The organism is Streptomyces sp. 150FB (genome assembly GCF_000818195.1).
Classification (GTDB): domain Bacteria; phylum Actinomycetota; class Actinomycetes; order Streptomycetales; family Streptomycetaceae; genus Streptomyces.
The window spans coordinates 1503586-1514905 of sequence record NZ_JTHL01000001.1; the positions used below are offsets into that span (position 1 = coordinate 1503586).

An 11320-nucleotide genomic window follows, 5' to 3' on the forward strand; every position below is an offset into this window, starting at 1 on the left:
GCAGCCATCAAACCCTCACTGAGCATCCGCTCCAGCTCCGTGCGGCAACCCCGCGCGACAACCCGCGCGGCAACTCCGCCCACCCCTGCCCCAGCGCCCCCACCCTCAGCGCCTCGGGTCCACCGTGGCATCGATGTGTTCCGCGACTGCGACGACCAGGATGCGGGTGCCGGGCTCGGTGGCGCGCCAGCGGTGCCGTACGCCGCCGGTCAGGTACAGCGTGTCACCGCGCTCCAGGCGGTAGGCCCGCCCCTCCGCCTCGACCTCGGCGGCGCCGTCGGCGATGAACATCACCTCGTCGTTGCGGTGCTGGTACTCACGCCCGGTGTCGACCTCGCCGGTGAACTCCTGGGCGTCGAGCTGGTGACCGGGGCGCACCACCCGGCGGGCTCCCGGGATCGCGGTGGGAGCGGCCCGTACGACATCGACGGTGCGCGCCGAGTCCGCCGCCGCGTGCAGCCGCGCCGGTGTGGTGTCCAGCGCGTCGGCGACGCGTTCCAGCGAGCGGACGCTGGGCCTCGCGCGTTCGTTCTCGATCTGGCTGAGGAAGGGCACCGACAGTCCGCTGCGCGCTGCGACGGCCGCCAGCGTCATCCCCAGCGACCTGCGCCGTCTGCGGACGGCTGCACCCACCCTGAGCGATTCCTTCTCGTCCATGTTGGGCTCCCTCCCGACCGGACCGTCATCCTCTCAGAGTCGACCCCGTCGAGCAGACAGGAATACCCGGAAGGGGTGAGCTTCGCCACAGGCGATGCTCACCCCACCCACGCTACCGCTCCGCTAGAGCGGAGCCATCTTGTCGGCGATGCCCGGATTCTGCCCCATCCAGACCTTGACAGCGTCCTCCTCGTGCCCCTTGCCGCTCTTCTGGATCTGGTTCTCCAGGCTCGCGAGCTGCTGCTCGCTCAGCTTGAAGTCCTTGAGCCACTTGGTGAGCTGCGGGTACTGCTTGGGGAAGGCCGCGCTGGAGACGGTCGTGATCTGGTCACCGGTGCCGAACGCCTTCTTCGGATCCTGCAACTTGGTGAGCTTGTACTCGTTGTAGGCCCAGTGCGGGCTCCACAGCATGACGGCGACCGGCTCCTTCTTCGCGTACGAGCGCTTCAGCTCGGTGAGCATGCCGGGCGTCGAGCTGTCGAGAACCTTGTACTCCTTGTCGAGGCCGTACCCCGGCAGGACCTTCTTCTTGAGGATGTTCATGGTCTCGGTGCCGGGTTCGATGCCGATGACCCGGTTCTTGAACTCGCCGCCCTTGCCCTTGAGATCGTCGAGCGTCTTGACGCCCTTGACGTAGGACGGGACCGCGATCTCCAGGGAGGTCGGCCCGTACCAGGACCCGATCTTGTTCAGGGTCGTGTGGTACTTGTCCCAGTATCTCTTCTGGGTGTTGGGGAGCCAGCCGTCGAACTGGACGTCGAGCTGCCCGCGCGACATCGCCGCGTACATCGGGCCGACGTCGAACTGCTTGAGATTCATGGTGTATCCGCGCTCTTCGAGGACGGCCTTCCACAGATAGGTGGCGGCGATGTCCTCGTCCCAGGGGAACCAGGCGACGTTGATCGGCCGCTTGGCCTCGGCGGGCGGCGGCGTGTTCTTCGACGACTTGGGGACGGGCGCCCACGTGTCGACCACACCGGGGTTGTCCTTCAGCCAGGCGCGGACGGCTTCCTGCTCCTTGCCGGGGCCGGTGGTCTGGATCTTCGCCTCAAGGCTGCCGAGCTGCTTGTCGGTCATCTTGAAGTTCTTGAGCCAGGAAGCGACCGCCGGATTGTCCTTGGTGAACCCCTTGCGGGTCAGCAGGTGGATGCTGTCGCCCTTGCCCCAGGCGTTCTTGGGGTCCTGGAGCTTCGTCAGGTCGTAGGTGCTGTAGGCCCAGTGCGGCGACCACAGCACGACGGCGATCGGCTCCTTCTTCTCGTACGAGCGCTTCAGCTCGGAGAGCATGCTCGGCGTGGACCCGTCGAGGACCTTGTACTCCTTGTCGAGGCCGTACGCCTTGAGGACCTTGGTCTTCAGGAGTCCCATCTCGCCGGCGCTGGGCTCGATGCCGATGATCCGGCCCTTGAACATCGAGGCCTTGCCCTTGAGGTCGGCCATGGTCTTGACGCCCTTGACGTACGAGGGGACGGAGACCTCCAGCGACGTCTGGTCGTACCAGGCGCCCATGTCCTCCAGGTCGTTCTTGTACTTGGCCCAGTACGTGGCGTGGGTCGTCGGCAGCCAGGAGTCCGTCTGGATGTCGATCTGGCCGCCCGCCTGGCCCGCGTAGAGCGGTCCCGCGTCGTACTGCTTGGCGTCGACGTTGTAGCCGCGCTCCTCCAGCATCTCCTTCCACAGGAAGGTGGTGGCGATGCCTTCGTCCCAGGGGATGTACCCCATGCTGACGGTCTTGCCCTTGCCGACGTCGGACGGGTTTCCCGCGACGGCGTCGCCGCTGCTCCCGTTCGTGCCGAACATGCTCAGACCGCCGGCGACGAGCGCGAGGACGACCACTCCGGAGAGGGCGACGACGGGCTGCGGGCGGTGGTTCCAGATCTTCAGTCCGCCGGTCAGGTCCTTCGCCTTGGCCAGCGCGCGGCGCCCGATCGGGGAGACCTGGAGGCTGAGCGCGCCGGTGATCCGGTCGAGGTAGATGGCGAGGATCACGACGGCGAGGCCGGCCTCGGCGCCGAGGCCGATGTTGACGTTGCCGATGGCCTCGAAGACGTCGCCGCCGAGTCCGCCGCCGCCGACCATGCCGGCGATGACCACCATCGACAGCGCCAGCATGATCACCTGATTGATGCCGGCCATGATCGTCTGGAGGGCGAGCGGCAACTGCACCCGGAACAGGGTGTTGCGCGGGCTGGTGCCGAACGCGTCGGCGGCCTCGACCAGTTCCTCGTCGACCTGGCGGATGCCGAGTTCCGTCATCCGGACGCCGGGCGGCAGCGAGAAGACGATCGTGGCGATGATGCCCGGGGTGACTCCGACGCCGAAGAAGTAGACGCCGGGGATCAGATAGACCATGGCGGGCATGGTCTGCATGAAGTCGAGCACCGGCCGTACGACGGAGCTGACCGTCTTCGAGCGGGCGGTCCAGATGCCCAGCGGGATGGCGATGACGAGCGTGGTGATGGTCGCGACGAGTACCAGCGTCAGCGACTCCATCGCGTGATCCCACAGCTCCATGGAATCGATGAGCGCGAAGCCCACGAAGGTGAGGACACCCGCGCTCAGGCTGCGCAGCCACCACGCTATGACGGCGAATATCCCGGCGAGCAGCAGCGGTTCGGGACCCGACAGCACGAAGTTGATGCCGTCGTTCATATGCGTGAGCAGCCAGCTCACGGCGTCGAAGAGCCAGCCGAACGTGGCCTGGAGCCAGTTGACGGCGCTCTCGACCCAGTCTCCTACCGGGATCCTAGGCACTGGCCACCGCCTTGGTCAGCGAGCCGGGCGGGCCGGCCGGCGCTTCGCCGGGCGTGTCGGGCGTCATCGGCTCACCGAGGACGGCGAGCAGCCTGGAGCGGGGTACGACCCCGATCAGCTCACCCTCCTCGCCGGTGACGGCGACGGGCAGTTCGCTGGCCGAGCAGGGCGTGAACAGCTCGATGATCGGCGTGTTCGCCGGGACGGTGGCGGGCGCGGCCGCCATCACGTCCCGCTCCGTGCGCAGTTCCTTGCCGTCCTTGCCCAGCATGCCGAAGGCGGCGTCGGGTTCGGCCATGATCGCTCCGGCGGTGAGCACCCGGGAGCGGTCGACGTCCCTCGTGAAGGACGCGACGTAGTCGTTGGCCGGGGTGACGAGGATGTCCTCGGCGGTGCCCATCTGGACGATCTCGCCGTCGCGCATCACGGCGATCCGGTCCCCGAGGCGCATGGCCTCGTTGAGGTCGTGCGTGATGAACACGATGGTCTTCTTGAGCCGCTTCTGGAGCGCGAGCAACTGGTCCTGCATGTCACGCCTGATGAGCGGGTCGAGCGCGCTGAAGGACTCGTCCATCAGCAGGATGTCCGCGTCGGTGGCGAGCGCGCGGGCGAGGCCGACGCGCTGCTGCATACCGCCGGACAGCTCGTCGGGCCAGGACTTCTCCCAGCCGGATAGACCGGTCATCTCCAGTGCCTCGGCGGCGCGGCTGTTGCGCTGGCCGCGCGGCACGCCCTGTACCTCCAGGCCGTACCCGGCGTTCTCCAGGACGCTGCGGTGCGGGAAGAGCGCGAAGTGCTGGAAGACCATGCTGATCTTGCGCGACCGTACGTGGCGCAGTTTCTCCGGGCTCAGGGCCGTGAGGTCCTGGCCGTCGAAGAGCACTCGTCCCGAGGTCGGTTCGAGCAGTCCGTTGAGCATGCGCAGCAAGGTGGACTTACCGGATCCCGAGAGACCCATGACCACAAAGATCTGCCCCGGCTCGACCGTGAACGAGGCATCGATCACCGCTGCGGTTGTACCGTCGGCGCGAAGCTGCTCGCGGTCGGTGCCGCTCTCCAGCTTCGTCACAGCTTCGTCTGGTCGTCTGCCGAACACCTTGTACAGATGTTCTGCTTGCAGCCTGGACACATACACCTCACGTGTCGAAACGAAAAACGGCCCGCCACCCCCGCCGGCGGGCCGTGGAGCGGACGGGTTCGGTCCGCCGTGCCTGTGTCGACGGTGAAATCAAGACAGGTTCGCTCCGTCTCGGCGCCTGCCCCTACTTGTAATACCCAAACACATGAGTGATCCACGTCACACGACACGCGGGGCCGATGTCCGCGCTGTCCACACTGTCCGCGCTCGTTGTCGGTGGGACACGGCATCCTTGGGCGGGTGACGCGACGCCTGATGCTCCTCGACACCGCTTCCCTCTACTACCGCGCCTATTTCGGGGTCCCCGACTCCGTACGGGCCCCGGACGGCACCCCGGTCAACGCGGTGCGCGGCCTGCTGGACTTCATCGCACGGCTGGTCCAGGACCACCGGCCCGACGAGCTGGTGGCGTGCATGGACGCCGACTGGCGGCCGGCCTGGCGGGTCGAACTGATCCCTTCCTACAAAGCCCACCGGGTCGCCGAGGCGCACCCGGAGGGCCCGGACGAGGAGGACACGCCCGACACGCTGGCGCCCCAGGTGCCGGTGATCGAGGCGGTGCTCGACGCGCTCGGCATCGCCCGGGTCGGCGTCGCCGGGTATGAGGCGGACGACGTGATCGGGACACTGGCGGGCGGCGCGAGCGGCCCGGTGGACATCGTCACCGGCGACCGCGATCTGTATCAACTCGTGGACGACGCCCGGGGTGTGCGGGTGCTGTATCCGGTCAAGGGCGTCGGATCGCCCCTGATCGTGGACGAGGCGGCGCTGCGCGAGAAGTACGGCGTCGACGGGCCGGGCTATGTCGATCTGGCCCTGCTGCGCGGTGACCCGAGCGACGGGCTGCCCGGTGTGCCGGGCATCGGCGAGAAGACGGCGGCGAAGCTCCTGGACGCCTACGGGGACCTGGCGGGGATCATGGCGGCGGTGGAGGATCCGCGCGCCAAGCTCACCCCCTCGCAGCGGCGGCGGCTGGACGAGGCCAGGGACTATGTGGCGGTCGCGCCCACGGTGGTGCGGGTCGCCGGTGACGTACCCCTGCCGGACTTCGATCCGGCGCTTCCCGCCGAGCCGCGCGACCCGGCCGTGCTGGGCGGCCTCGCCGAGCGGTGGGGACTCGGCGGCTCGTTGCAGCGGCTCCTCACGACACTCAAGGCCGCCTGAGGTGTTAGCTTAGGTAAGCCTAAGCAAGGTAAAACGTCCAGGGATCCAGGGAGACGCTGTGGCAGCACAACCGGCCCGCAAGGCACCGAAGGTCCATGAGGCGCGGGTGGAGCGCACCGAGTGGATCACCCCGCACATGGTCCGTCTCGTCCTCGGCGGCGCCGGTCCTGCCGGTGAGGGACTCGCCGCCTTCGAGGCCGGTGAGTTCACCGACCACTACGTCAAGGTGCTGTTCGCCGCCGAGGGCGTGACGTACCCCGAGCCGTTCGACATGGACCGGATCCGCGCGGAGTTCCCGCGCGAGCAGTGGCCCGCCACGCGTACGTACACGGTGCGCGAATGGGACGCGGCGGCCCGGGAGATGACCATCGACTTCGTCGTCCACGGCGACGAGGGTCTGGCAGGGCCCTGGGCGGCGCGCGCCCGGCCCGGCGAGACCGTACGTCTCCTCGGTCCCGGCGGTCTGTACGCGCCCGACCCGGCTGCCGACTGGCATCTGCTCGTGGGCGACGAGAGCGCGCTGCCCGCGATCGCCGCCTCGGTGGAGCGGGCGCCGGCCGGTGCCACGGTGCGTGCCCTGGTCGAGATCTCGGGGCCGCGCGAGGAGCAGAAGGTCGCCGCCCCCGACGGCGGCGGCATCACCTGGGTGCACCGCGAGGACCGCCCGGTGGGCGAGGCGCTGGTGGCCGCCGTACAGGCACTGGAGTTCCCGCCGGGCGACGTCCACGCCTTCGTCCACGGCGAGGCCGGATTCGTGAAGGTGCTGCGCGGTCACCTCCGCAACGAGCGGGGCGTCCCGCGCGAGCGGCTCTCGATCTCGGGCTACTGGCGGCTCGGCCAGAGCGACGAGGCGTGGCGTTCCGTGAAGCGGGAGTGGAACGAGCAGGTGGAGCGCGAGCAGGAGAGCGCGGGCTGAGGCGTCGAGCCGCGCGCACGCGCCGCGCGCGGCTCGACGCACGTACGTACGACGACGGGCCCCCGCCGGGGGCCCGTCGCGCTGTGCCCCGGCCGCGGCGCCGGAACCCTCCTCGTACGGAAACCAATCCGGTGGACCGACAGCTTCGAATGGTTTCTGAAGTCTGTTCGGACGGCCCGTACGGCTCGGACGGTTGGCACGACAACGGACGCTGGTCCGTACCGTGGAGGAAAGCCGCGTGAAAGAAGCCGTGTACATCGGTGGCCCCGCTCCGGCGGGGCCCGACCTCCAGGAGTTGCTGAGCCTGGTGGCACGGGGGGATCAAGAGGCCTTCTCCCGCGTCTACGACCTGGTCTGCGGGCCCGTGATGGGGCTGGTGCGCTCCGTACTGCGCGATCCCGCGCAGTCCGAGGAGGTCACTCAGGAAGTCCTGCTGGAGGTCTGGCGCTCGGCGACCCGCTTCCAGCCCTCCCGGGGCAGCGGTATGACCTGGGTCCTCACCCTCGCCCACCGCCGCGCCGTCGACCGGGTGCGCTCCGCCCAGGCGTCCAGCGACCGCGAGCACCGGGCGGCGCTGCTGGACCGCACCCCCGCGTACGACGAGGTCACCGAGCAGGTGGAGGGGCGCCTCGAACGAGAGCAGGTGCGCCGCTGTCTGCGTACCCTCACCGAACTCCAGCGTCAGTCCGTGACGATGGCGTACTACCAGGGGCTCACCTATCGGGAGGTCGCCGAACTCCTCTCGGTCCCCCTGGGCACGATCAAGACACGGCTGCGCGACGGTCTCATCCGGCTGCGCGATTGCTTGGGGGTCGACGCATGAGTACAGCGGACCTGCACACCCTGACCGGTGCGTATGCCCTGCACGCACTGGAGTCAGGGGAACGCACCGAATTCGAACGGCATCTGGCGGCCTGCGAGGCCTGCGCCGCCGAGGTCGCCGAACTGTCGGCGACAGCGGCCCGGCTCGGCCGGGCCGTGAGCGTGACGCCGCCCGCGGCGATGAAGGAACAGCTCCTCGCGCGGATCGCCACCGAACGCCAGGACCCGCCGAGGGTCACGTCCCACGCCCGTACGGGAGGCGGCGCCGCCCGGGGACGCGCGCTGTCCCGTTTCGCGCTCGCCGCCTGTCTCGCGGTGGCCGCCGGGTTCGGCGGTGTCGCCGTATGGCAGCACCAGGAGGCCAGGAACGCACAGCAGCAGGCGGAGTCCTCGCAGGACCAGTCGCGGCAACTCGCCGCGGTGCTCGCCTCGTCGGACGCGAAGCTCAGCACGGGCAAGCTGACGGACGGCGCGAGCGGCACGGTCGTGGTCTCGCGCTCCCAGGACAAGGCCGCGTTCATCGCGTCCGGGCTGCCGGACACTCCCGGCGGGAAGGTCTACCAGCTCTGGTACGCGGACGGGGGAAAGATGCGCGCCGCCGGCCTGCTCGCCCCGCACGACGGCTCCGATGCGGTACTGATGAGCGGACCGGTCGGAGCGGCGTCCGGGATGGGGATCACGGTGGAACCCGCGGGCGGCTCCACGCAGCCCACCTCCGCCCCGCTGGCCCTGCTGGATCTGCCTGCCTGAGGACTGAGGCGTATGAGCGTCGCCGTGCTGCTGTTCACCTCCGACCTGCGGGTGCACGACCAGCCGGCACTGCGGGCCGCCCTGCGCGACGCCCGCGAAGTGGTCCCGCTGTTCGTCCTCGACGAGGGGGTACGGGCAGCGGGCTTCGACGCGCCCAACCGCCGTGCCTTCCTGGCCGACTGCCTCGCCTCGCTGGACGCCGGGCTGCGCGATCGGGGCGGCCGTCTCGTCGTCAGGAGCGGTGATGTCGTCGAGCGGGTACGCGAGGTGGTCGAGGAGACCGGCGCGCGGCGGGTCCATGTGGCCGCCGGCGTCAGCGGGTACGCGGCGCGCAGGGAGGAGCGGCTGCGCACGGAGTTGGAGGGCTCCGGACGCGGCCTCGACGTGCACGACGCGGTGATCACGGCGGTACCTCCCGGCCAGGTCACACCGGCCGGCAACGACCATTTCGCGGTCTTCACCCCGTACTTCCGGCGCTGGCGGGAGTCGGGGCAGCGCCAGGTGACGGCCGCGCCGAGGACGGTACGCGTCCCGGCGATCGACAGCGACCCGCTGCCCGTGCGCGACGACATCGCCGGCACCTCCCCCGGCCTCGCGCGGGGCGGCGAGGACGTCGGCCGCGAGCTGCTCTCCGGATGGATGGGCGACGGGATCGCTTCGTACGAGGACCGGCACGACGACCTGCCGGGCGACGCCACCTCCCGGCTCTCCCCGTACATCCACTTCGGCGCGCTCTCCCCGGTGGAACTGACGCACCGGGCGCGGCGCGTGGGCGGGGCGGGCGCCGACGCCTTTGTACGGCAGCTCGCCTGGCGGGACTTCCACCACCAGGTGCTCGCCGCCCGCCCGGAGGCCGCTTGGTCGGACTACCGGGCGCGCGGCGACCGCTGGCGTACGGACGAGGACGAGGCCGCCGCGTGGCGTGCGGGGCGTACGGGATACCCCGTCGTGGACGCCGCCATGCGCCAGCTCCTGCACGAGGGTTGGATGCACAACCGCGCCCGTCTGCTGGTCGCGAGTTTCCTCACCAAGACGCTGTACCTGGACTGGCGCGTCGGCGCGCGCCACTTCCTCGATCTGCTGGTGGACGCGGACCTCGCGAACAACCAGCTCAACTGGCAGTGGGCGGCGGGCACCGGTACGGACACCAGGCCGAACCGGGTGCTCAACCCGCTCACCCAGGCCAGGCGCTTCGACCCGCGCGGCGACTACGTACGCCGCTGGGTGCCCGAACTGGCGGAGGTGGCCGGCGCCGCCGTGCACCAGCCGTGGACGCTGAAGGGCCCCGACCGGGCCCGGCTCGACTACCCGGACCCGATCGTGGACCTCGCGGAGGGAAGGGACCGCTTCCTCCGGGCGCGCGGCTGAGGCGCGAGGAAGCGTGACGACGCGTCAGGTCCTGTCCTTCGGCGGCAGCGGGAAGAACCCGCTGGTGCGGGCGGTGTACGCGGCGAAGCCCGGCCGGTCGGCCATGTGCCGTTCCAGCAGCCGTTTCCCGCTGCCCCCGATCAGCAGGAAGCTCATCACCAGGGGGCTGACCAGCGTCGCCGCCGCTACCACCGGATCGTCACAGACGATGAGGAACAGACCCCACCAGACACAGAAGTCACCGAAGTAGTTGGGGTGTCGGGTCCAGCTCCACAGCCCCCGGTCCATCACTCGGCCCTTGTTCGCCGGGTCCGCCTTGAAGCGGGCGAGCTGCCGGTCACCGACCGCCTCGAAGAACAGCCCGGCCAGCCACACCGCCACGCCCGCGTAGGCGACGGGACCGACCGCGCCCGGGAGGTACATCGCCGCCTGCACGGGCAGCGAGATCAGCAGGACCAGTACGCCCTGGAGCAGATAGATCATGCGCAGGGCGTACAGATTCCTGTTGCCGGGCGCCTTGCCGAGCATCCGCTCGTACCGCGCGTCCTCACCGTGCCCGCGGCCGCGCGCAGCGATGTGGAACGCGAGCCGCAGCCCCCAGACGACGGTCAGTACGGTGATCAGCAGCCGCCGGGCCCCGTCGCCCTCCCCCGCCGACAGCGCGTACGAGACGAGCGCGACGGCCGCGAAGGCGGCGCCCCACGCGATGTCGACGACGCGGTGCAGCCCCTTGGCCACGGCGATCGCGAACGTCACGAGCATCACGGCGGCAGCGGCGCCCGCGGCGGCGCCGACGCCCTCGCCGAAGGAGCCCCACGGGTAACCGTTCACCTGGGGCCGCCGTCTTCGTACCAGTCGTGCGGTGTCGCCGGCATCCCGCTGCCGCCGTCGTCCAGCGGCCGTACCGCGAGGATCTGGTCGACACCCATGCGGCCCTCCTCGAACGCGAGGCGGCCGCCCACCAGATAGAGCCGCCAGACCCGCGCGGTCTCCTCGCCGACCAGCGCGCTGAACTCCGCCCAGCGCTCCTCCAGCGTCGCGTGCCAGGCGCCGACCGTACGGCCGTAGTGCTCGCGCAGCGACTCGACGGCCCGTACTTCGAGGCCCGCGCCCTCCAGGAGCGAGATGGTCTCGCCGAGCGGGCGCATATGCATGTCGGGGGCGATGTACGACTCGATGAACGCGCCGCCGCCGGGGGCGGTGGCGCCCCGGGACATCTGCTGGACGAGCACCCGCCCGGCGGGCCGCAGCATCGCGTGCAGGGTCTCGGTGAAGCCCGGGTATTCGGCGTCGCCGACGTGTTCGCCCATCTCGATCGTCGACACGGCGTCGTACGAACCGCGCTCGATGTCGCGGTAGTCGCAGAGCCGCACCTCGACGAACGCCTCAAGGCCGCGCTCGGCGACCTGCGCGCGGACGTACGCGGCCTGTTCGGCGGCCAGGGTGACGGCGGTGACCTGCGTCTTGTACTCCTGGGCCGCGTGCAGGGTGAGCGAACCCCAGCCGCAGCCGATGTCCAGCAGCCGGGACCCCGGGCGCAGCGCGAGCTTGCGGCAGATCAGATCCAGCTTGTCGCGCTGGGAGTCGACGGGGGTGTAGTCGGGGTCCTCGCTGGTCCAGTAGCCGCAGGAGTAGGCCATGGTCTCGTCGAGGAGCAGCGCGTAGAAGTCGTTGGAGAGGTCGTAGTGGTGGCTGATCGCGGCGCGGTCGCGTGTCTTGCTGTGGAGCGCGCCGTTCAGCCGCGCCTCGGA

Annotated in this window: 10 protein-coding genes; 5 read left to right on the forward strand and 5 right to left on the reverse strand. The window is 70.1% G+C overall.

Annotation, left to right across the window (positions count from 1 at the left end):
* Positions 1-105: 105 nt before the first annotated feature.
* From QR77_RS06070 to QR77_RS06080, 3 genes are all read right to left on the reverse strand, one after another.
* Positions 106-657, reverse strand: a complete 552-nt coding sequence (locus tag QR77_RS06070) for an XRE family transcriptional regulator (RefSeq protein WP_040020132.1) — start codon at positions 655-657, stop codon at positions 106-108.
* Positions 658-780: 123 nt separating this feature from the next.
* A complete protein-coding gene (locus QR77_RS06075) occupies positions 781-3411 on the reverse strand; it encodes an ABC transporter permease/substrate binding protein (RefSeq protein WP_040020134.1) in 2631 nt (876 codons plus the stop codon).
* Complete coding sequence (locus tag QR77_RS06080; RefSeq protein ID WP_078876501.1) at positions 3404-4540, reverse strand: glycine betaine/L-proline ABC transporter ATP-binding protein; 1137 nt, start codon at positions 4538-4540, stop codon at positions 3404-3406. The genes QR77_RS06075 and QR77_RS06080 overlap by 8 nt, the downstream gene beginning before the upstream one ends.
* Positions 4541-4804: 264 nt before the next feature.
* On the opposite strand from QR77_RS06080, the gene QR77_RS06085 reads away from it, so the two are divergent.
* The 5 genes from QR77_RS06085 to QR77_RS06105 all read left to right on the forward strand — a co-directional run bounded on the left by QR77_RS06085 (position 4805) and on the right by QR77_RS06105 (position 9569).
* Entirely contained in the window at positions 4805-5713 is a 909-nt protein-coding gene (locus QR77_RS06085) for a 5'-3' exonuclease (protein WP_040020137.1), read from the forward strand.
* A gap of 58 nt (positions 5714-5771) precedes the next feature.
* On the forward strand, positions 5772-6629 hold the full coding sequence (locus tag QR77_RS06090) for a siderophore-interacting protein (protein ID WP_107068896.1): 858 nt from the start codon (positions 5772-5774) through the stop codon (positions 6627-6629).
* 238 nt (positions 6630-6867) lie between these two features.
* A complete protein-coding gene (locus QR77_RS06095; RefSeq protein WP_040020140.1) occupies positions 6868-7452 on the forward strand; it encodes a sigma-70 family RNA polymerase sigma factor in 585 nt (194 codons plus the stop codon).
* Complete coding sequence (locus QR77_RS06100) at positions 7449-8201, forward strand: anti-sigma factor (protein ID WP_040020141.1); 753 nt, start codon at positions 7449-7451, stop codon at positions 8199-8201. The genes QR77_RS06095 and QR77_RS06100 overlap by 4 nt, the downstream gene beginning before the upstream one ends.
* A 12-nt stretch (positions 8202-8213) precedes the next feature.
* On the forward strand, positions 8214-9569 hold the full coding sequence (locus tag QR77_RS06105) for a deoxyribodipyrimidine photo-lyase (protein WP_040020142.1): 1356 nt from the start codon (positions 8214-8216) through the stop codon (positions 9567-9569).
* Positions 9570-9593: 24 nt separating this feature from the next.
* Here QR77_RS06105 and QR77_RS06110 read toward each other — a convergent pair whose 3' ends face one another.
* A complete protein-coding gene (locus QR77_RS06110) occupies positions 9594-10400 on the reverse strand; it encodes a DUF1295 domain-containing protein (protein WP_040020143.1) in 807 nt (268 codons plus the stop codon).
* The coding region (locus QR77_RS06115; protein WP_040020144.1) for a cyclopropane-fatty-acyl-phospholipid synthase family protein at positions 10397-11320 on the reverse strand (924 nt) is incomplete at its 5' end. The genes QR77_RS06110 and QR77_RS06115, both read right to left, overlap by 4 nt.